Source organism: Sphingobium sp. B1D7B, from assembly GCF_025961965.1.
Lineage (GTDB): Bacteria > Pseudomonadota > Alphaproteobacteria > Sphingomonadales > Sphingomonadaceae > Sphingobium.
Genome location: NZ_JAOQOR010000001.1, coordinates 2207524 through 2227649 on the forward strand (window position 1 = coordinate 2207524; position 20126 = coordinate 2227649).

General features: G+C 63.8%; 17 protein-coding genes and 2 tRNA genes. 7 read left to right on the plus strand and 12 right to left on the minus strand.

Translation table 11 applies throughout. The annotated features are described in order from the left end of the window. Positions 1-13 precede the first annotated feature (13 nt). The 6 genes from M2336_RS10240 to M2336_RS10265 all read right to left on the minus strand — a co-directional run bounded on the left by M2336_RS10240 (position 14) and on the right by M2336_RS10265 (position 8158). Complete coding sequence (locus M2336_RS10240; RefSeq protein WP_264574835.1) at positions 14-823, minus strand: FadR/GntR family transcriptional regulator; 810 nt, start codon at positions 821-823, stop codon at positions 14-16. A gap of 120 nt (positions 824-943) precedes the next feature. Then, positions 944-2515 (minus strand): alpha-N-arabinofuranosidase, encoded by a 1572-nt coding sequence (locus M2336_RS10245; RefSeq protein ID WP_264574836.1) that lies wholly within the window; start codon positions 2513-2515, stop codon positions 944-946. 82 nt (positions 2516-2597) lie between these two features. Further along, positions 2598-4544, minus strand: a complete 1947-nt coding sequence (locus M2336_RS10250) for a sialate O-acetylesterase (RefSeq protein WP_264592962.1) — start codon at positions 4542-4544, stop codon at positions 2598-2600. 84 nt (positions 4545-4628) lie between these two features. Then, positions 4629-5561 carry a Gfo/Idh/MocA family protein gene (locus M2336_RS10255; RefSeq protein ID WP_264574838.1) on the minus strand — a complete coding sequence of 311 codons (933 nt, stop codon included), beginning with the start codon at positions 5559-5561 and terminating at the stop codon, positions 4629-4631. Beyond that, the gene (gene araD1, locus M2336_RS10260) at positions 5561-6553 is read right to left on the minus strand and encodes an AraD1 family protein (protein ID WP_264574839.1); all 993 of its coding nucleotides are present in this window, start codon (positions 6551-6553) and stop codon (positions 5561-5563) included. The genes M2336_RS10255 and araD1 overlap by 1 nt, the downstream gene beginning before the upstream one ends. Positions 6554-6625: 72 nt before the next feature. After that, positions 6626-8158, minus strand: a complete 1533-nt coding sequence (locus M2336_RS10265; protein ID WP_264574840.1) for an aldehyde dehydrogenase (NADP(+)) — start codon at positions 8156-8158, stop codon at positions 6626-6628. A gap of 281 nt (positions 8159-8439) precedes the next feature. Here M2336_RS10265 and M2336_RS10270 point away from each other — a divergent pair, with 281 nt between their 5' ends. Then, complete coding sequence (locus M2336_RS10270; RefSeq protein ID WP_264574841.1) at positions 8440-9816, plus strand: cation:proton antiporter; 1377 nt, start codon at positions 8440-8442, stop codon at positions 9814-9816. A 51-nt stretch (positions 9817-9867) separates the two neighbouring features. Here the strand turns inward: M2336_RS10270 and M2336_RS10275 are convergent. From M2336_RS10275 to M2336_RS10290, 4 genes are all read right to left on the minus strand, one after another. After that, positions 9868-9942 (minus strand) — tRNA-Glu (locus M2336_RS10275). 165 nt (positions 9943-10107) lie between these two features. After that, positions 10108-10183 (minus strand) — tRNA-Ala (locus tag M2336_RS10280). A gap of 190 nt (positions 10184-10373) precedes the next feature. Continuing rightward, a complete protein-coding gene (locus M2336_RS10285) occupies positions 10374-11840 on the minus strand; it encodes a DEAD/DEAH box helicase (RefSeq protein ID WP_264574842.1) in 1467 nt (488 codons plus the stop codon). Between the two features lie 308 nt (positions 11841-12148). Then, entirely contained in the window at positions 12149-12532 is a 384-nt protein-coding gene (locus M2336_RS10290) for a hypothetical protein (protein ID WP_264574843.1), read from the minus strand. 375 nt (positions 12533-12907) lie between these two features. Between M2336_RS10290 and M2336_RS10295 the strand changes: the two genes are divergently transcribed. Beyond that, positions 12908-13702, plus strand: coding sequence for a response regulator (locus M2336_RS10295; protein ID WP_264574992.1), 795 nt, complete (start codon positions 12908-12910; stop codon positions 13700-13702). Here M2336_RS10295 and M2336_RS10300 read toward each other — a convergent pair. Further along, positions 13699-15189, minus strand: coding sequence for a CHASE domain-containing protein (locus tag M2336_RS10300; protein WP_264592963.1), 1491 nt, complete (start codon positions 15187-15189; stop codon positions 13699-13701). The genes M2336_RS10295 and M2336_RS10300 overlap by 4 nt on opposite strands. A 277-nt stretch (positions 15190-15466) precedes the next feature. Here M2336_RS10300 and M2336_RS10305 point away from each other — a divergent pair, with 277 nt between their 5' ends. From M2336_RS10305 to M2336_RS10325, 5 genes are all read left to right on the plus strand, one after another. After that, a complete protein-coding gene (locus tag M2336_RS10305) occupies positions 15467-15970 on the plus strand; it encodes a Dps family protein (protein ID WP_264574845.1) in 504 nt (167 codons plus the stop codon). 122 nt (positions 15971-16092) lie between these two features. Then, entirely contained in the window at positions 16093-16266 is a 174-nt protein-coding gene (locus tag M2336_RS10310) for a NepR family anti-sigma factor (RefSeq protein WP_264569909.1), read from the plus strand. A gap of 31 nt (positions 16267-16297) precedes the next feature. After that, positions 16298-16837, plus strand: a complete 540-nt coding sequence (locus tag M2336_RS10315; protein ID WP_264572220.1) for a sigma-70 family RNA polymerase sigma factor — start codon at positions 16298-16300, stop codon at positions 16835-16837. A gap of 111 nt (positions 16838-16948) precedes the next feature. After that, positions 16949-17314 carry a response regulator gene (locus M2336_RS10320; RefSeq protein ID WP_264574846.1) on the plus strand — a complete coding sequence of 122 codons (366 nt, stop codon included), beginning with the start codon at positions 16949-16951 and terminating at the stop codon, positions 17312-17314. A 150-nt stretch (positions 17315-17464) separates the two neighbouring features. Continuing rightward, the gene (locus M2336_RS10325; RefSeq protein ID WP_264574847.1) at positions 17465-17734 is read left to right on the plus strand and encodes a GlsB/YeaQ/YmgE family stress response membrane protein; all 270 of its coding nucleotides are present in this window, start codon (positions 17465-17467) and stop codon (positions 17732-17734) included. Positions 17735-17797: 63 nt separating this feature from the next. Here M2336_RS10325 and M2336_RS10330 read toward each other — a convergent pair whose 3' ends face one another. Then, a complete protein-coding gene (locus tag M2336_RS10330; protein ID WP_264574848.1) occupies positions 17798-20119 on the minus strand; it encodes an EAL domain-containing protein in 2322 nt (773 codons plus the stop codon). Between the last annotated feature and the right edge of the window lie 7 nt (positions 20120-20126).

Below are 20126 nucleotides of genomic sequence, written 5' to 3' on the forward strand. Positions count from 1 at the left end.
GCGTTCGGAAGCGTCAGGCGAGGCCGCCTGGCTCGTCATCCGTCGGACGCTGCATCGCCGCCCGTGTATCATCGAGGGCGAGCTGCACGAGAACCTGCATGGCCTCCGCCGCCGCATCTGCGTCCCCGGCGGCAATCGCATCGTATACGCGCATATGATCGGGCACCGGGTCGCGCGGAAGGCCAACGGACCGCTGCTTGAACTGCGTCGTCCAGTTGACGGCCGCACCGATACTGGCGCTGAGCGTCATCAACACGGCGTTGCCGGTGCAGGCAAGCAACGCGCTGTGGAAATCCCGGTCCGCTTCCCGCCCTTGCTCGGTCGCCAGCGTGAAGCGGCGCATTCGGGTCAGCGCATCCTTCATCGCGGCAACATCATTGCGATCCCGCCGCTTGGCGGCGAGGCGCGCGGCCTCCGGCTCGACGATTGCCCGCAGTTCGAACAGGTCGCGCACATAATTCACATCCGGCTCGCCGCCGAAGGCCCAGGCCAGCACCATCGGATCGAGCAGGTTCCAGTGACTGCGCGGCAGCACGCGTGTGCCGGCCTTGGGGCGGCTTTCCACCAGCCCCTTGGCGGTCAGCACCTGAATGGCCTCACGATAGGCACTGCGGGAGACGTCCAGCGCCTCGGCATTCTCAATCTCGCCCGTCAGTCGTTCGCCCGGCGCGATCCGCCCGGAGACGATCGCCGAGCCGAGATAATGAGCCACAGCCCCGCGAAGCCGCCGGCCCGATCCCTTCGCCGAGCGGGGGAGCCCGGTCGGGGTGTCGCCCAAACCCCCGTTCCCGGCCGCGCTGTTATCCTGCGTGCTGATAGTCATGCCCCTGTTGCCGCCAGATCGTCTGGACGTTGCTGGAGGCTCAATTAGCGGGACTTGGGGCCTTGTGGCAACAGGAGGGCTGGCGCGGGCGCGATCATGCGCGCCCGCGCGGCTTCTTCATCAGGGTTCCAGCGCGATCACCGCGACGGACTTAGCTGGCATGTCGATCGTCAGCTTGCCACCGCGCACGCTGCCCGCAATCGGCTTGGGGCTGACGGTATTGGGGGCGGCGAAGCTGTTGATGCTGTCCACCTTTGGCGCGGTCAGCACCTCGCCGCGCGCCGAGCGCACGTTCAGCCCTGCGACGTTCACCGTCACCGGCGCCGCGCGCTGGGTGTCGACATTGGTCAGTGCCAGCCAGTATTTGCCCTGCTTGTCCTTCACGGCAACGGCATCGATGCGAGGCAGGGTGATGTCTCCATGCTGGTACGTCCCGGCCTGGAAACTGACCGGAATGAAAGTCGCATCCTGGAACGGCACATACATTTTGAAGACGTGATAGGTGGGCGTGAGCACCATCTTTTCTTCATCGGTGAGGATCATGGCCTGTAGCACATTGATCATCTGGGCGATGTTGGTCAGCTTCACCCGGTCGGCATGGCGCGCGAAAATGTTGATGTTGAGCGCCGCGATAATGGCGTCGCGTAGCGAGTTCTGCTGCTGGAGGAAGCCGGGATTGGTGCCGGGCAGGGGCTTGAGCCAAACGCCCCATTCATCGATGGCGAGCGAAACCTTCTTCTCGGGGTCATATTTGTCCATCACCGCCGCATTGGCCTTGATGAAGTCGTCCATCCCGAGCGTTTCCTTGACCAGTCGGGCATAGGCGCCCTCATCGAAGGCGTCGCTGGGGTAGGAGGGCGGCCAGCCACCGGTCGTGTAGCGATGGAGCGAGAGGCTCTCGACCGACCACGCCCAGTCGTGCTGCTTCCAGGTCTTCATCACCTCTTCGGTGTAAGCGGTTTTGTCATCGCCCGGTCCGACTGCGACGCGCAGCATGGCATCAGGTTTTCCCTCGCCCTGCTCGGCGTGATAGTTGCGCACGAAGCGGGCATAGAGCTTCATCTGGTCGGCATAGAATTCCGGCCGCATCGCCCCGCCACAGCTCCAGCTCTCATTGCCGAGGCCAAGATATTTGATCTTGTAAGGCTCGCGGTGACCATTGTCGGCGCGCTCCTTGCCCGCCGATGTCGTGGGATCGGCGGTCATATAGGCGACCCAGTCGGCGGCTTCCTTCACCGTTCCGGAGCCGACATTGACGTTGAGGTAGACCTCGGCGCCGACCTGGCCGACGAAATCCATGAACTCGTCCGTCCCGAAAGCGCTGGTCTCGACCGAGCCGCCCCAGTTGGAATTGATCGAGCTGCGGCGGTTCTTGGCCGGACCCACGCCGTCGCGCCAATGATATTCGTCCGCAAAGCAGCCGCCAGGCCAACGCACCAGCGGGGTGCGAATGGCGCGCAGGGCGTTGACGACATCGGTGCGGATGCCGCGGACATTGGGGATCTTGCTATCCTTGCCGACCCACACGCCGCCATAGATGCCGGTGCCGAGATGTTCGGCAAACTGGCCGAAGATGTCGCGGCTGATCGTCGCGCCCGGCTTGGTGGCGTCGATCCGCACCTCGACCGGATCGCCGGCGCGAGCCTGCGCGGCGGCGGGCGTGGTCGCGGCGGTGAAAGCCGGGATGCTCATGGCTGTGGCCAGCAGGGCCAATGTTGGAAATCTCAAAGTCTCTCTCCCCTATTTGAATGTCTTGAGTGCGAATGATCTTTTGTCAGGGCTGCGCCTCGCTGCGGATCGGCAGTTCAAAGCCGGGAACGGGCAGCGCGCGGCCATCGAAGAGATTGACGACGGGGCTGTCGCCCCACGCATAGCGCACCCGGCTGGCGGCGCGGCCATCGTCCTCGAGCCACACGTCCGCTCCCGAGATGCGCGCCTGCGCATAGCGGCAGCTCTCCTGCGTATCGCCGCATAGCTCGAAGCCGATGGGCGCAGCGGCGCTCCATGCGGCGAGGCTGCCCTCGATCCCTGAGAAGCTGATCCTGATGCGCCCCCGCGTGCGCAAGGCTTGCATGGGCATCGGCAAAGGCGTTCCCTGCGCGGCCATGGCCAAGCGGGCGCCGAGCAGCGCCTTATTGGCAGGGTGGATATCGGTGCGCTCGCCGATGTCGATGGCGGTCACCAAGGCGGCATTGGCATCGCTGTTGACGAAGGCGCGCTGGTCTTCACGGACGGTCGCCCAACCGGACGCTGCCGGCGCCAGTTGCGCTGGCCCGTAATTGGCAAGCTGCACCACCAGCATCCGCATGTCCTTGCCAAACTGGTGGCGCCATCCTGCCGCAAGCGCGGTGAGGCGGCGGGCATAGCCGGGCACGTCCACGTCGCTCTCGCCCTGATACCATGCAGCGCCGCGCAGGGCGATCTGCCCCAAAGGCGCGACCATGGCATTGTGCATGACGCCCAGGCCGCCATTGCCGTCCCATGGCGGGCGCGGCGGGAAGCTGGGGACGGGGGCGATGCTGTAGCGCCAGCCTTGCGCGAGGGGGACCTCAGCACCGCCTGCGATCGTCAGCTTCAACCGTTCTGGGCCGGTGGTGAAACCGCCCTTGTCCCAGCTGTTGCTGATCGCGACCATGATCTCATTATCGCCCGCATGGAGCAACGCAGGCGGGACGGCATAGCGGCGCGCCTCGTCCCAGCTGAACGTATTGCCCACCGCGCGGCCGTTGACGAAGGTCATGTCCATATCGTCGATGATGCCCAGCTCCAGCATCGCGCCGGCATTAGCCTGTGAGCCGGTCAGCCGCACGGTGCGGCGCAGCCAGACGGTGCCGGTGGCATCCTTCGCGAGCCGCGTGCCTGTCCAGTCGTTCCACACGCCGATGGCGGGCACATCCTGCCAGCTGAGGATATCCGGCTTGCGCCAGGGCTCGCTCTTCTCGGCTTCGTCCCGATACCAGCGCTCCCATTGCGGGGCGAAGGCGGTGACGGCGCCGAGCGGATCGGTGGCATGTTGGCGCAGCATTGCCAGATCGTCCTTGCCGTCCAGCGCTTCGGCGGCATCCGGTGTGAGCCAGGGTCGCAGCCGCGAGCCGCCCCAGCTCGCATGGATGAGGCCGATGGGGATCTGTTGCTGCGCCCGCAACGCCTTGCCCATGAAGTAGCAGGCAGCGGAGAATTCCGGCGTCGATTGCGGCGTCGCGGCTGTCCATGCCGTCGGGCTGCCGAAGCGCGGCGCGGGCAGGCTGGCGGTCGCCTTGGGAATTTGCAGCAGGCGCAGGCCGGGATCGCCCGACTGCATCACCACCATCGGCCCGTTCAAGGCCCGTGCGAGCGGGAACTCCATATTGGACTGGCCCGAGCACAGCCACACATCGCCGACCAGCAGATCGCGCACCGTCACAGCATTGCCATCCGCGCCCGAGAGCTGAAGCGTCAGCGGTGTTTCGCTGGCCGGGCGTGGAGGGAAGTGTAGGGTGAAGGCGCCATTGGCATCCGCCGTGGCTGCGGCCTGTTCACTGCCGAGAGTGGCGCGGATTGTCTCGCCTCGGGCGGCGGTTCCCACGATGACGATAGGCGCGTCGCGCTGGATGACGGCCTGATCCGTCCAGACCGGGGAAAGCTGAGGGGCGGCCAATGCGCCGCTGGCCGTAAGCAGACAGCCGAGCGCCAGAACAGGTCGGGCATATCCCAAGCCCCGCCTCGCGCCGCACACGCTCATCGTCCTCTCCCCACTCTTTGTTGGTAGCGTTATCATGATTGGCCGATCAGGATTCGGCAACCCCTTACAGTCAGATTTTCCGGCTCAATCCTCGAAGGCTTCCACCTGCACGCGTTGGCCGCGCAGGAAACTGTCGGCGACAATGCAGAGCGGCGCGGCGTCAACATCGCTGCGCCCATCGCGCACCAGTTCGGCGAAGCGAGCATAGAGGCCGGGATATTCAACATCGGGGCTCTCGACCGTGCCCTTGGGCAGGGAGAGCACAGCGCCGCCCTTAGCCAGATGCACAGTCCCGGCGTCGGTCTCTATGATGATGTCCCAGCTCTGCGGCCCGGTCTGGCGCCAGTCGAGATCCATGTGGATCGGCGTGCCGAGCGTGTCGGACAAGCGCAGATCGGCGGCAATCGGCGCAGCCCGGTTCTCGGGGAATTGCAGCGTGGCATCCTTGAGGAACACCGGGTTGGGCAGGATCTGCGTGAGGATCGAGAGGGCATTGATGCCGGGATCGAACACACCAAGGCCCCCCGGTTCCCAGATCCAGTCCTGCCCCGGATGCCACACCCGCACATCTTCGCGCCAGATGATCGAGACATGCTCGATCCGCCGCTCGGCAAGCCAGTGGCGCGCTGGCTCCACGCCAGCGGCATAACGCGAGTGCCAGGAGGCGAAGAGGGTGACGCCTGCCGCCTCCGCCAGACCTTGCAGCGCAATGACTTCCGACAGGGTGGCGCCGGGCGGCTTTTCGAGGAACACATGCAAACCGGCCTCGATGGCGCGGGCGGCGAGTGCATAGCGCACCTGCGGCGGCGTGCAGAGGGCTATGGCGTCCACTGCGGGGCCATCGGCGATCAGCGCCTCAAGATCGCTGAAATGCGGGACATCGACAAATCCGTCCGGATGGCGGCTGACGGTTGCGGTCAGGGCGAAATCGGGATTGGCGGCAATGGCGGGAAAATGCTGGTCGCGCGCGATCTTGCCCACGCCTTGCAGCGCGATGCGGATGGGCGTGGCGCTCATCACAGCACGCCCGGGGTGATGCGGGTTTCTGCCATGCGCGTGAGCGGATTGGAGACCGGCAGCGTGAAGGGCGCCGCGCCGATCTCGAACACGTCCCCTTCCTGCGCGCTCACGCCATCACTGAAGGACAAAGTGGCCGTGCCGAAGAAATGCACGTGCAGATCGCCCGGCCGGCGGAAGAGCGCATATTTGAAATGATGATGCTCGAGATTGGCGATGCTGTGGGACATGTTTGCCTCGCCCGAGAGGAAGGGTTTTTCCCAGATCACGTCAGCCCCCCGGCGGATGCGACTGGTCCCCTCGATATGCGCTGGCGCCGGGCCGAGCAGCAATTCCGGCCCGAGCGCGGCCTTGCGGAGCTTGGAGTGCGCCAGCCAGAGATAATTGTGCCGCTCGGTCACATGATCGCTAAACTCATTAGCAAGCGCAAAACCGAGCCGCCACGGCTTGCCGTCTGCATCGATGATGTAGATGCCGGCCAATTCCGGCTCCTCGCCGCCATCCTGCGCGAAGCCCGGCATGTCCAGCGGCTGGTGCGGTCCGAGCAACTGCGAGCCATCGCCCTTGTAGAACCATTCCGGCTGCTGGCCGATCTCGCCAAGTGCGGGCTTGCCGCCTTCCAGCCCTTCCAGGAAGATGCGCATCGAATCCGTTAGCGTTTCGGCCTTCAGCGCCTGCTTGTGCATCTTGTCCCGGCCTTCTGCGGAGCCGAGATGGGTGAGGCCGGTGCCCGTCATCAGCAGATGGGCCGGGTCTTCATGGTCGATCGGCGCGAGCAATTCGCCGGCCGAGAAGGCGGCGGCGAGATCCACAGAGGCACCTTTGGCATAATGCTGCACGGTCTCCAGTAACGACTGGCGCCGGGCGAGGGCGTCCCGCGCCAGTGCCCGGATGCTGCTGCTGCCCTGCAGCAGCCAAGCCTCGTCATCCACGGCGAGGATCACGGATCGCGCGCCGGAAGGTGCCTGATGTTGGAGCAAACGCGTGGCCATTGGACGTCCTCTTCCGTTCCTCATGCGCCGCGCGGGCGCCGGTTCGTGCTGTCTCGTCGGGGATTGCCGGCCTCAGCGACCGGCGAGCAAAGTGCCATCATACAGGCGCGGGATGCCATCCCCCAGTGCGGTATCGCGCAGCGGCTCTGGCAGCACCGACTGGGCGAGGTTCTGGTAGCTCACCGGCCGCAGGAAGCGATCGATGGCGAGGCTCCCCACCGAGGTGGTGCGGCCGTCCGACGTGGCCGGGAAGGGGCCGCCATGGACCATGGCGTGGCAGACCTCGACGCCGGTCGGCCAGCCATTGGCGAGGATACGCCCCACCTTGCGTTCCAGCACCGGCAGCAGCCGCGCAGCAAGCGGCTCATCCTCGGCGTCCATATGGAGCGTCGCGGTAAGCTGACCTTCGAGCGCCTCGAGGATCGCCACGATCTCGGCCTCATCGGCGCAGCGCACCAGGATGCCGCTGGCGCCGAATACCTCGTCGGCGAGATCGGGGTTGGCGAGGAAAGCCTCGGCGCTGGTCTGGAACAAGATGGCGCCACCGCTGGTGCCCTCACCGGGGTTGCCACTGGCCAACGTTTCGACTGCGTCATGGCCGGCCAGCGCCGCAACGCCTTTCCCATAGGCATCGCGAATGCCGGCGGTGAGCATGGTCTGTGGGGCGGCCGCTGCCACGCCCTCGGTTGCGCTGGCAATGAAGGCATCGAGCCCGTCGCCCTCCATGGTGATCAGCAGGCCCGGATTGGTGCAGAACTGGCCGGCGCCCATCGTCAGCGAGCCGACGAAGGCGGTGCCCAGCGCCGCGCCGCGCGCCTTGAGGGCCTGCGGGAGAAGCAGAACCGGATTGATGCTCGACATCTCCGCATAGACCGGGATCGGAACCGGGCGGGCCTGCGCCAACTTGACCAGCGCGAGGCCGCCGGCGCGTGAGCCGGTGAAGCCGACCGCCGTGATGCGCGGGTCTTGGACGAGCGCGGCGCCGAGTTCGTGCGACGGCCCCATGATCTGGCTGAACACGCCCGCCGGGAGATCGCAGGCCTTCACCGCCGCCGTCAGCGCCTGCGCCATCAGCGAGGCCGTGATCGGGTGGGCCGGGTGGCCCTTGACGACGACCGGGCAACCCGCCGCGAGTGCAGAGGCCGTGTCGCCACCGGCGGTCGAGAAGGCGAGGGGGAAGTTGGAGGCACCGAACACCGCCACCGGGCCGAGCGGGATCATCCGCATCCGCAGATCGGGGCGGGGCAGCGGCTGCCGGTCGGGCATGGCGGGGTCGACGCGCAACTGCTGCCACCATCCTTTGCGCACGACATCGGCGAACATGCGCAGCTGGCCCACGGTGCGTCCACGCTCGCCTTCGAGCCGGGGGCGCGGCAGGCCGCTCTCGCGCATGGCGGTTTCGATCAGGCCATCGCCCAGCGCCATGATCTCCTCGCCGCAACGCTCAAGAAAACGCGCACGATCTTCGCGGCTCGTCGCGCGATAGACCCCGAAGGCCTCCTCGGCGGACGCGCAGGCGGCGGCGACATCCTGCGGGCCGTGAACGGGCAGCGGGTCACCATAAGGCGCACCGGTTTCGGCAGTGATCGAGCGGAATTCGGTCATGAGAGACTCCCTTTATTACTCCGACATATGAGGCCGGGCGCGCAAAGGCAACGGGGCGCGACTGCGCTCGGGAAGTTTTGTATCGCCGAATTTCCGATGCCTCCCCAGCTCGCCGGGCAATCCATAGGCAGCGCATAGCCGCTTTTTTGTTGGGCCAGACGCGCCAGTTGGCCATTCACAGCCGCTTCAGTCCTCGCTTTCAATGATAACGCTACCATGGTAGCTTCCGATCAGGCGCGGGACAAGCGGGCCATCGGGGAGGACATATGGAGCAGGGCGCGATGCAGCAATCGCTTTGGGGTGAACTGGGCCGTGTCTTGACGCCCCACGGCCCCGCCGTCCAGTCCGCTGTGAGCTTAATGCCATCCGACTACAGCGTGCACTTCTTCCTGCAGATCGCCGTCATCCTTGTGACGTGCCGGGTGGTGGGATGGCTCGGCCGCACCCTGTTTCGCCAACCGCAGGTGGTCGGGGAAATGATCGCCGGCGTCGTGCTGGGTCCGTCGCTCTTTGGCCTATTTGCGCCGGATCTGCAGGCCGCGGTTTTCCCCAAGGAAACCAGCAACGTCCTTTATGTCGGCGCGCAGCTTGGCGTGGGCCTCTATATGTTTCTGGTTGGACTGACGCTCCGGCTCGATCACGTCCGCTCGAAGGCGCGCGCCGCCGGCGCGGTGTCGGCGGCGGGCATCGCCGTGCCGTTCATGCTGGCGGCGGTGATCACCCCCTGGCTGCTGACGATCGACGGGCTGTTCACGGCCGGGGTGGGAAGGGGGAGCGCCACCTTGTTCCTCGGCGCGTGCATCGCGCTCACAGCCTTTCCCATGCTGGCGCGGATCATCAACGAGCGCGGCCTCGCCAACACGTCGCTGGGCACACTCTCGCTGACGGCGGGCGCCTTCGACGATGCCGCCTCCTGGTGCGTGCTCGCGGTCGTGCTGGCGACCTTCGGTGCCGGACCGGGCGTGGCGGTGATCGCCATTGTCGGCGCGCTGCTCTACGCGGGGCTCATGCTGCTGTGGGGCCGCCGGCTGCTCATCCCGCTCGGGCGCCTCGTGGAGGCGGAGGGCGGGCTGAGCATGACGGTCCTCGCTATCGTCCTTGCCCTGTTCAGCCTCTCGGCGTTTCTCATGGACGCGATCGGCATACACGCAATCTTCGGCGGTTTCCTGCTCGGCGCCTGTATGCCGCGCGGGCTGATTGCGCTTGAAATCAAGCGCAAGGTCGAGCCGCTGGTGGTGGTGCTGCTCTTGCCGATGTTCTTCACTTATTCCGGCCTGAACACGCGCATGGACATGGTGAACTCCGTGCAGCTGCTCCTGACGGCGCTGGCCATTCTGCTCGTCTCGGTGATCGCCAAATTCGGGGCCTGCTGGGCCGCCGCTCGGCTGGCGGGCGAGGATCATCGCACGGCGCTGGGCATCGGTGCGTTGATGAACGCCCGGGGGCTGATGGAACTCATCATCATCAACATCGGCCTGCAAAAGGGTATTATCGGTCCGACGCTGTTCGCGATGCTGGTCCTCATGGCCATCGTCACGACGGTGATGGCGGGGCCGCTGTTTGAGCTGGTCTACGGTCGGCAGGCACGGGCGCGCGGCGATCTGGCGGCGCTGGACGAGGCAAATGGTCCATCGGCCGCCATGGCCCCGGCGGAGTGACGCCGGCGCGACCGGTGTGATGCTGCGCTTGATAATGAGGGAAAGTCTGAGTGGTGACCCCTACGGGAATCGAACCCGTGTTTCAGCCGTGAAAGGGCCGCGTCCTAACCGCTAGACGAAGGGGCCATCCATGTCGGTCCGTTGCGGAGCCGTCATCAGGTCCGGCGCCTATGCCGTGGGATGGCCGGAGTGGCAACCCCAAAAAGGCGGACCGGTTCACAGAAAATGCGTCTTCCCGCCGCGCGGCTTAAGCCGGGGAGGGAGCGATAGCGTGGCTGGAAGAAAAATCCCTGGTGGAGCTGAGCGGGATCGAACCGCTGACCTCGTCATTGCGAACGACGCGCTCTCCCAACTGAGCTACAGCCCCCAGGGAGGGCTGCCTATAGGCAAGGCCCGCGCCGATTGCAATCGGGTTTTGCGTGTTGGTGGCGCGTCGCGTTGCGATAGCGACCTGAGTGTCGGATAGCACCGAAATCGCCGGTTTGCGCACCGCCAATTGGCAGGCGTGGAGACGCGTTGCCGCGTCCCCGAGCCTCCCGTCTGTATCGTCGGTAGGTTTAGTTGTTGAAGCCTACGGAGAGGAAATCCGGCATGGGGCCGTTCCATCCGTCATCCGGCTCCTGATCCGCGCGATTGCGTTGCTGCGGGGCCTTGGGACGCTCAGCGTCAGACCGGGCATCCTGGCGCCGTGGCTGGGGCTGGCGATCCTCACGGGTCTCACGCGGCGGGCGCGCATCCTCACGCGCGGGGCGTGCCTCGGGGGCGAGCGATTCGGTTTCACGATCACCCTTGGCGTCGGCGCCACGCTCACGCCGAGCGGGTGCCTTGGCAGGACGCTTGGATGCGCCTTTCGCGCCACCGCGACGATCGCGTCCGCGCCCTTCATCCTCACCATCGTCGGTGGCCTGCGTGCCCATGTCGAGGCGCGGGATTTTCGTGCCGATCAGCTTCTCGATATTCTCGACAGCTTCAGCATCGCTATTGGTGATGAAGGTGAATGCCTTGCCGGTCGCGCCGGCGCGGCCCGTGCGGCCGATGCGGTGCACATAATCGTCCGGGTGCCAGGGCGCATCGAAGTTGAAGACGTGACTGACGCCCTTGATATCGAGCCCGCGCGCGGCAACGTCGGAGGCGACAAGCAAGTTGATCTCACCGGACTTGAAGCGATCCAGCTCCGCGATGCGCGCGGCCTGATCGATATCGCCGTGGATTTCGCCAGACCGGAAGCCGTGGCGCTTGAGGCTCTTGTTCAGCTCCCGCACCATCGTCTTGCGATTGCAGAAGATGATCGCGCTTTCCGCGCTCTCGCTCCGCAGCAGCGAGCGCAGCGTCTCGCGCTTGGCCCGCTCGGCGACGGGCACCAGCATCTGCGTGATGTTGGCGCTGGCGGTGGCCGGGCGCGCTACCTCGATCGACTTGGGATTGCTCAGGAAGCGATCCGAAAGCTTCTTGATCGGCGGCGGCATCGTCGCCGAGAACAATAGCGTCTGCCGGTTCGCGGGCAGCTTGGTGCAGATATTCTCGATATCGGGGATGAAGCCCATGTCGAGCATCCGATCCGCCTCGTCGATGACCAGCAGCGAACAGCCGGTCAGCAAGATGTTGCCCCGCTCGAACAGGTCCATCAGGCGACCAGGCGTCGCGATCAGCACGTCGACGCCCTTTTCGAGCGCCTTGATTTGGTCGCCCATCGAGACGCCACCGATGAGCAACGCCATCGAAAGCTTGTGATATTTGCCGTATTTCTCGAAATTCTCGGCGACCTGCGCCGCGAGTTCGCGCGTCGGCTCGAGAATGAGGCTGCGCGGCATCCGGGCGCGGCTGCGGCCCTGAGCCAGAATGTCGATCATCGGGAGGACGAAGCTGGCCGTCTTGCCGGTGCCGGTCTGCGCGATGCCGATGATGTCCCGCATCATCAGGACGGAGGGAATTGCCTGCGCTTGAATCGGAGTCGGCTCTGAATACCCCGCCTCGCCGACGGCTTGCAGCAATTCGTTCGAAAGGCCGAGATCGGCAAAGGGCATCAGAATTCCGTGAATAGAGGGCGCGTGACTCTTTTGGATCACACGGGCAACCGCTTGCGCCATGATGAAGGCGGGCGCGGATGTCAAGATTTTCTAGGGATGCGGGCGCTCTTCGAGGCTTTGTCACGGCCCGCGTCTGCGCGACCCTAGCCTGTCCGAGGCGAAGGAGGGGATCTGGCACCACCGGGCTAGCAGCATCTAAAATAGCCTGATGGTGCCAGATCTGCCCGTTAAACGAGCTATAGACGGGTTCGTTCCGGCCTTCGAAAACTTTCTCGCTTAATTTGGCAGAGAATGGTTTTCGCTTATTAACCCTCTGAAGAATCGTCTGATTCTTCAGTGTCTTGCTGCGCGCGCCATGCGAGATATCCCACCGTCGCAGCGGTCAGTCCGACGGCAACGAGCAGGGCGGGGTGGCGGCGGACGAACCGGGCGGCCGGCGAAGCCGCGAGGCCTGAGGGCTTCATGCCGGGCACATGATCGCGCACATTCTCAACGAGGGATTTCGAGCCCTTCGAAACCTTGCGCGCTGTATCCTTCCCCAACCGGGATGCCCGGCGGCCGGCCTCGTCCGCCAGCGTTGTTGCCCTGGCAAGACCACGCTCGGCAATATCCTCCGCGCGGGAGCGAAGCGTTATGATCACGTCGCGGCCGTCTTCCAGAGGCGTGGAACGGTTTGTGCGAATGTGCATGGCTTAACTCCTCGTGATAACCTTCCTGAACCCAACGGTGGTTCGGACGGATGGTTCCTCTGTTCGCCGCGCGGGCACGGGCTCAGCAGAGGAAGGACGGGAGATAATGTGGGGTGGTTGACCGGTTTCCGCGCTTTGGGGGGGGTGAGGAGGAGCGGAAACCGGTCAAGTGACGCTGACATTATCGGGGGCAGACTAATGTCAATGCTGATCCTCAAATGCACCTGAATCGCGTTGGTTCCCGAGGTCTGCAAAAATAAATTTCTTGTGGGGAACCCTGTCGAAACCGTACATTCCGCGCACTTTTGGTGCTCCACCGCGTCATGCGGTGTTCTTGGTTGTGGGCGCTGGCTGAAATGCAGGAGACACGTTCATATGGCTCTATCCGACCTTATCGCGCGGCAACTTCCTTATCTGCGGCGATATGCTCGAATTCTGACGGGGTCTCAGTCGCTGGGTGACAGTTTCGTGCGGGAGCTTCTGGAGGCGGCTTTGGCCGATTCCAGCCTGCGCGAACAAATCTCCACATCGCGGACCGGGCTGTTCAGTGCCTTCTCACGCATCTACGCTTCCGCCGGCGCTGAGCTGTCGATGAGCGGCGGCCTCGGCTCGGATGAAGGCACGACTGCCAGCAATCGCCTGGAACTGGTGACGCCGCTGGCCCGTCAGGCGCTGCTGCTGAACGCCGTGGAAGATTTTTCGGAAAGCGAGATCGCCGAGATTCTCGACTGCCCCGAGGACGACGTTCGCGAGATGATCGACAGCGCGCTGGCGGATATCGATTCCAGCAGCCGTCTCAACGTGTTGATCATCGAGGATGAGCCGCTCATCGCGTTCCAGATCGAGGAGATCGTGACCTCCATCGGCCATGTTGCGGTGGGTACCGCTGCGACGCACGCGCAGGCGGTGGCACTGTTCGATCAGCACCGGCCGGATCTCGTGCTGGCCGATATTCAGCTGGCGGACGGCAGTTCAGGGATCGATGCGGTCAACGAGATCCTAGGCAAGTTCTCGGTTCCGGTGATCTTCATCACTGCTTTCCCGGAGCGCTTGCTCACCGGCGAACGCCCGGAGCCGACCTATCTGATCACCAAGCCTTTCAGCGACGACTTCGTTCGCGCGACGATCGGGCAGGTCGCGTTCTTCGGGTCCACGGCGCCGCTGCGTTAAGCGGCGCCATCCTTCCTGCGCAACTGGAACGATTTCGGTTTGCGCAGGGGGATATCGAACGTGCACATGAGGCCGCTCGACAAAAAGTCGATGCGGATCGGCGTTCCCAGCTCGTGGGCCAAAGCCCGCTCGATCAGGTTCAGGCCAAAGCCGCGCTTGACCGGTTCCACAACCGGCGGACCGCCGCGCTCTTCCCACGATACCGAGATCTTCTCATCTCCCACCGACCAGTGCAGATGCACTTCGCCCTGATCGGCGGACAAGGCGCCATATCGTGTCGCGTTGGTGAGCAGTTCGTGCAGTGCCAAGCCGATGGACAGCGCATCGTTGGGCGAGATTAGCACATTGGGGCCATCGGACACGATGCGGCCGCGCGCGTGGCCATGCGATCCCAACTGAGTCTCGATAAGCGCCTTGAGGTCCGTCGGTCCCCATTGCGCGCCATCCAGCAATGAGTGGCTGGCGGCCAACGCGCGCACTCGCTCCATTAGATTGTCGGCAAAGCTATTGATGTCGGTTGCGTTCCGCCGGGTCAGGGCGATGATCGACGTGACGTTAGAGAGCGAGTTCTTCACCCGGTGGTTGAGTTCGCGCACGAAGGCGGCGCGCTCCGCCTCGCGCTCGGCCTGCGCATTGACGAGCGCGACGAGATCCTCGTTGCGGCGCTGCACGAGCAGGATGTAGGCGAGTAGCAGCATCGAAAAGGAGACGCCGCCGACCAGCACGACCAGTGTGAGGGGGTAGAGCCAGTGCTCACCGGCTGGATAGAAGCGCACGGACCATTGCTGGTCGAACAGGGAGAAGCGCTGCTCCAGCGGCCTTTCCACTCTCTCGCTATCGCCGGCGGCAAAGATGCGCTCCTGCCCATCCGGGGTGGTGTCGAAAATCTCGATCCGGCCGGTTTCCAGCAGGGATGGTTTCACAGCAGCGCGAATGAATTCCTCGACCCGGATGGCGCCATAGATGAAGCCATTGACTGGGCCCTCATCACTCTGCGCGACCGGGAGCAGCACGACGATGCCGGTGTTGTGGTCGGCATGCTCGTCGATCTTCAGCTTGACCGGGTCTGTCGCCGCCATTGAGCGGGTTCGCAACGCGCGGTCGATCGCGGCCGCCCGCCGTGCGTCGCTATGGATGTCGAAGCCGAGAACGCGGCGATTGGCCAGGGAATTGGGCTCGACGATGGTGATGATATACATCGCCTGCTTCGACGGTGCGGGAGCAGGGTTGACGGCGAAGTCCTCATAACCCGCTTCTTGCATTCTTGAGGTCAGCGCCGGAAGTTCCGCGGCTGTGGTGTGGCGCGCCCAGCCAATGGCCACGACACCCGTAAAATCATAATCCTGGCGCAGCCGGGTGATGAAGTCGCGAAAGAACTCGGGGCTGACCCCGTCTGCGCTGAGAAAGAGCGCGCTGGTGGCTTGGAAATAGGCGGAACTGGCGGCTGCCTGCCGCTGCAGAGCGGCCACGATCTCCCCAGCCTGCATGACAGCGGCCGCTCGCCGCGTCCGCTCGGACGCGACTTCGACAGACCACGCGCTGGCCCCGACAAGCGTAAGCGAAAACAGGAAGACCCCGATCGGCGTCGCCCGGGGATACTCTCTTAACCAGCTATCGAAGCGTCGCTTGGCACGTTTGCCAATATCCCAATTCACCATGAACCCAAATTACCAAAGAGGTGCCAAAGCGCCGTGATCCGTTAGATCGGAACTCTTTCCCCTTGGGATCGTTCCCCCATTCGTACGCCCCCAGCGGAGATCAGTGATGGCGAATAGCGCCCTGAATGCAAAACCGAAAGATGCGGCCTTCAACACCGGGATCGATCGGCAGAATGTCGATGCGATTGCCGACAAGCTTGCCGATGCTCTGGCTGACAGTTTCTCGCTGTATCTCAAGACGCTGGGTGTACATTGGAACATCGTCGGGCCGAGCTTCTTTGGTCTGCACAAGCTGACCGAAGCCCAATATGAGGATCTGGCGCTGGCCAGCGACGCGCTGGCGGAGCGTATTCGGGCGCTTGGCCACGTCGCTCCTGCAGCCTTTGGCGACTATGCCGAGCGCAGCGTGGTGGAGAGCAGCAAGACGGTCCAGTCCTCCGCCGAGATGATTGATGCGCTGATCAAGGATAACGAAGCGGTCGCCCGGCGTCTTCGTGAGGCTGTCGCGGTCGCCGAAGAAGGCGACGATGTCTTTAGTGCAGACATGTTGACAGCTCGCATCGGAAAGCATGAGGAAAATGTCTGGATGTTGCGCGCTGTCGCGGCGTGAGCTGCGCGCCGGAACGCACATCAGTCACTTTACGAGGGGGCGGGAATTGGATTTCAGAGGTTTTGGGAACGGTTGTGCAGTCACATCTCAACAATTCTATATTCTGCGAGGCAAGTAGGGGCATGTCCAGCACGCCTGAAAAGCCCGGAAAGAACTCCGTGCAGCGCAGTGGTCGCGCAAAACCCGTTTGGGCCGAAGGCTTGAGGCGGATGTACGATGAAGTCGTCGACGAGCAATTGCCGGACGACTTTGTGGCGCTCCTCAAGAAGCTGGATAAAAGCGGTGACAGCCAGTAACATCCCGAAAAATTATGATTTTCGTACGGAGATGACCGGCGTTCTTCCGCACCTTCGCGCTTTCGCGAGAGGTTTGTGCGGTCGCCCGGACTATGCCGACGACCTCGTTCAGGAGACGATGCTCAAGGCTTGGGCCGCGCGGGATTCCTTCCAGCCCGGCACCAGCATGCGCAGTTGGACATTCGTCATTCTGCGCAACGTCTATCTGAGCGAAGCGCGACGCAACCGGTTCCGCGGCGATTATGATCCCGACCTTGCCGAAAAGCTGCTGAGCCAGCCCGCGGGGCAGGAAGATGGCCTGCACATGGGCGATCTGCGGGCCGCGATGATGCGCCTGTCGCCCGAACGTCGCGAGGCCTTGCTGCTCGTCGGGGCGGGTGGCTTCAGCTACGAGGAAGCCGCGGACATCGCCCAATGTGCGGTCGGCACGATGAAAAGCCGCGTCGCGCGCGCCCGCCGGAGCCTGGAAGACATGCTCGGCGACGAGGGTGAGAAGGGCGGGCGCTCGAAGAGCCGCGCCGTCTCTCACACGGAAATGCTGGCGGATCTCGACAAGGTCGCCAGCCTTTAACCTCGAAACAAGCGTAAAGACCCGCACTTGGTTCGGTCCATCGCAACGCTGTGGATCGCATCGGGCGGGTGCGCATAATTGCCCCGTCAATCCTTGCTAACAGGCTCGCCCTTGTCGCCACGCCCCCACGCCGTTCTTCTGGTCGAAGATAATCCGATCATCGCGATGAATACCGAAGCCCTGCTCGAAGACTTGGGCATCACGGATGTGCGGGTGGCCGCCAACCTCGCCGAAGCGCTGGCATTCGTGAACGAAGTCGCGTTCGATTTCGGGCTGCTCGATCTCAAGCTAGGCGATGAGGAAGACAGCCTTCCCGTCGCTGCCCGTCTCGCGGAAAAAGGTGTCCCGTTCGCCTTCGCAACCGGCGCGGGTGACGCGATGGACGGGGCGGAGCATCGGAACGCGGTCGCCATTCTCAAGAAGCCCTATCGCCTCGAAGACTTGCGGCGCGTGATCGAGGCGCAATTGAGCCTGTAACTTGTGTAAAGTTACGGCCGCAAGATGGGCCCATGTCGCGCCCTGCACTCGATTCAAGATGACGGCCTTTGTCAACTATTCGTTCAGCAAGAACGGAACGAATTCCTCAGACAATTGTTTTGCCTTCAACATCACTGAGGGAGACGGAATATGGGCCTTATCATTCTTCTTATTGTCGGTGGCATTGTTGGTTGGCTTGCCAGTCTGATCATGCGCACCGATGCCCAGCAGGGCATTTTGCTGAATATCGTGGTGGGTATTGTCGGTGCGGTTCTCGCCGGCTTCCTGCTGTCCCCGATCCTCGGCGCCGCCCCGATCACATCGGGCGCGATCAATCTGACCTCGATCATCGTTTCGCTGCTTGGCGCCATCGTGCTGCTCGCGATCGTCAATCTGGTTCGTCGCGGTTCGGTGCGGTAAATAGACCGACATAAACGCCAAAAAGGCGCCGGGTCTTCGATCCGGCGCCTTTTTCGTTGCCTGTTATGCTGCGGAAAGGGCGCTCTTGCGGGCTCGGCTCGCAGCCTTGCGGTTCGCCGCTTGCAGATTGGCGAGAAAGTCGGGAAGCGCCACCGGGCGACCGATATGATAGCCTTGGATGATGTCGCATTCCATCGCGGCCAGTGCCTGCAGGACATTCTCGTCCTCCACGCCCTCGGCAACCACCTGCATGTCGAGCTCATGGGCCAGCTTGATGGTGGAATTGATCAACACAGCATCGCTGCGGCTGGTGAGGATTTGCCGCACGAAGCTCTGGTCGATCTTGAGTTCGGACGCCGGCAAGCGCTTGAGATAGGATAGCGTTGATTGGCCGGTGCCATAGTCATCGATGGAGATATGCACGCCCATCGCCCGGAGCGACTCCAGTTCGGCGATGCCCTGTTCGTCCGCCATGCTGGCCGATTCTGTAATCTCCAGCGTAAGATTTTCGGCAGGCATTCCGTAGGTATCTAGCAGCAGGCGAAGTGGCGCCTCCAGCTTGTTCTTGCCGACCATGCGCATGGAGAGATTGACTGCGACCGAGAGATTGAGCGGCGCGAAGTCGGCAATGGCGCGTTCGAGCACATAGAGCGTTAGCCGCTCGATCCGCCCTGCATCCTCGATGGCGCGGACGAACCGGTCCGGCCGGATAAAGCCGCGCTCGGGGTGAATCCAGCGGATCAGCGCTTCGGCGCTGGTGATGCGATTGCCGTGCAGGTCCAGCTTGGGCTGGTAAGCGACCCACACATCGCCGCGGCGCAATGCCTGCTCGAACTCGTTGAGGATGGAGAGCTTCCAGAACAGCTCGTCCTCCTCGGTCTCATAGCGCTCCCACAAGATGCCGCGATTGGTGGCGTTGGTCGCCGCGAGGACTGCCTTAGGAATGGCTTCGGACACGCTCATGTCCGGCTTGTCGCAAAAGCCGGCGTGCAGGGTGATGTCGACCGTGAGCTGTTCGACCTGAACCCCCGGCGCGAACAGCGCTTCCAGACCCTCGAGACTGTCGACCACCTGCGGCACATCCTCCCGGCTCCGCCAGGCAAAGCTGTGATTGTCGATCTGGTAGATCCGCTCGTGGCCTGCGGCGAGGATGAGGCGGTCGCGAATCTTGGCGAGCAGCGTGCCCTGCGCCGCGAGGCCAAGCAGCGCCGTCGTTTCCACATAATTGCGCAGGCTGACAACGATCGTCACGCCTTCTTCGCCCTCGTTGAGAACCATGGCGGCCAGATTTGGGAGCCCCGCTTCAGCCGACTTGGTGCTGCGATCCAGCAAGGCCTGCGCGACACTGAGGAGCGACTGTGCGACCAGCGCCGCGACCAGCGTAAGGATCGCCGGGCCGACATCCGGCCGCCAGAGGGTCAGATGTTCCGTGTAAATCTGCGCGGGCACCAGCCCTATGGTTCCGGCCAGATAGAGCGGATAACGAAAGCGGGGCTTGAGCAGGAAGGAGAGGCCGATCAGCGCCAGCGCGAGTAGCATGGCCGGCCACGGCCCCACCTCGACCGGCAGTCCGGCGATCAGCGTTTCCGCTGCGGCGGCAAAGACATAAAGGCTGGAGAGCTTCTCGTGATAGGGGACGTTGAACTGGTCGCCGAAGCCGAAGGCATCGATGCCGACCAGGACCTTCTTGCCCTTGAAAAAGTCCTTGGGGAATTTGCCGGCCAGCACGTCCGAATAGGAAATATGGTCGATCTGGTTCCACCAATAGGACCAATCGATGGGGAAGGAGCCTTCCCCCGGATAGTTGGTGCCGGCAAGCGCCTGGGAAATATCGCGCAATTCCGTACCCAGGACCGGAGCATTGAGCACCAGTCGCCGATAATATTGGTCGGGATCGCTATGCAGCCACACGTTGACGGGCGTGACATAGGGCAGCAACGCCTCCGTCGGCAGCGCCTCGTAGGTTGCCCGCCCATTGGAGCGATTTTCCAGCAGTGCGGCCAGATAGACATCGGCCTTCGAGGCCGCGAGTGCCTTGATGAGCCGGTCGTCCTGCGCAGGGTCCGCTGCAGGTTGGTCGAAAATAATATTGGAGACGATGCGCTCGGCGCCTGCGCGATTCAGGGCATCGATCAGCTCGCCATGGCGCCCGCGCGGCCAGGGCCACGTGCCCAGCGCCTTGATGCTGGGCGTGTCGATCTTAACGATAACCAGCTCGCCGCTCGGCTGCTTGGGAAAGTGCTGGTAGCGCTCGGTGCGCGTCAAATTGTCCAGCGACGTGCCGGCGCCACTCATCATCACGATCATGCCGATGAGGCACGCCGCGGCGAGGATGAGGCTGCGAGCCGACCGGGTCAGTCTCGCAAGGAGGCGCAATCGCAACATGGGTCCA

What these genes read in the sequence shown, in the direction of transcription:
- M2336_RS10240 (WP_264574835.1), bottom strand. Translation starts at nt 823, where the DNA reads ATGACTATCAGCACGCAGGATAACAGCGCGGCCGGGAACGGGGGTTTG.
- M2336_RS10245 (WP_264574836.1), bottom strand. Translation starts at nt 2,515, where the DNA reads ATGAGCATCCCGGCTTTCACCGCCGCGACCACGCCCGCCGCCGCGCAG.
- M2336_RS10250 (WP_264592962.1), bottom strand. Translation starts at nt 4,544, where the DNA reads ATGAGCGTGTGCGGCGCGAGGCGGGGCTTGGGATATGCCCGACCTGTT.
- M2336_RS10255 (WP_264574838.1), bottom strand. Translation starts at nt 5,561, where the DNA reads ATGAGCGCCACGCCCATCCGCATCGCGCTGCAAGGCGTGGGCAAGATC.
- araD1 (WP_264574839.1), bottom strand. Translation starts at nt 6,553, where the DNA reads ATGGCCACGCGTTTGCTCCAACATCAGGCACCTTCCGGCGCGCGATCC.
- M2336_RS10265 (WP_264574840.1), bottom strand. Translation starts at nt 8,158, where the DNA reads ATGACCGAATTCCGCTCGATCACTGCCGAAACCGGTGCGCCTTATGGT.
- M2336_RS10270 (WP_264574841.1), top strand. Translation starts at nt 8,440, where the DNA reads ATGCAGCAATCGCTTTGGGGTGAACTGGGCCGTGTCTTGACGCCCCAC.
- M2336_RS10285 (WP_264574842.1), bottom strand. Translation starts at nt 11,840, where the DNA reads ATGCCCTTTGCCGATCTCGGCCTTTCGAACGAATTGCTGCAAGCCGTC.
- M2336_RS10290 (WP_264574843.1), bottom strand. Translation starts at nt 12,532, where the DNA reads ATGCACATTCGCACAAACCGTTCCACGCCTCTGGAAGACGGCCGCGAC.
- M2336_RS10295 (WP_264574992.1), top strand. Translation starts at nt 12,908, where the DNA reads ATGGCTCTATCCGACCTTATCGCGCGGCAACTTCCTTATCTGCGGCGA.
- M2336_RS10300 (WP_264592963.1), bottom strand. Translation starts at nt 15,189, where the DNA reads ATGCAGGCTGGGGAGATCGTGGCCGCTCTGCAGCGGCAGGCAGCCGCC.
- M2336_RS10305 (WP_264574845.1), top strand. Translation starts at nt 15,467, where the DNA reads ATGGCGAATAGCGCCCTGAATGCAAAACCGAAAGATGCGGCCTTCAAC.
- M2336_RS10310 (WP_264569909.1), top strand. Translation starts at nt 16,093, where the DNA reads ATGTCCAGCACGCCTGAAAAGCCCGGAAAGAACTCCGTGCAGCGCAGT.
- M2336_RS10315 (WP_264572220.1), top strand. Translation starts at nt 16,298, where the DNA reads ATGACCGGCGTTCTTCCGCACCTTCGCGCTTTCGCGAGAGGTTTGTGC.
- M2336_RS10325 (WP_264574847.1), top strand. Translation starts at nt 17,465, where the DNA reads ATGGGCCTTATCATTCTTCTTATTGTCGGTGGCATTGTTGGTTGGCTT.
- M2336_RS10330 (WP_264574848.1), bottom strand. Translation starts at nt 20,119, where the DNA reads ATGTTGCGATTGCGCCTCCTTGCGAGACTGACCCGGTCGGCTCGCAGC.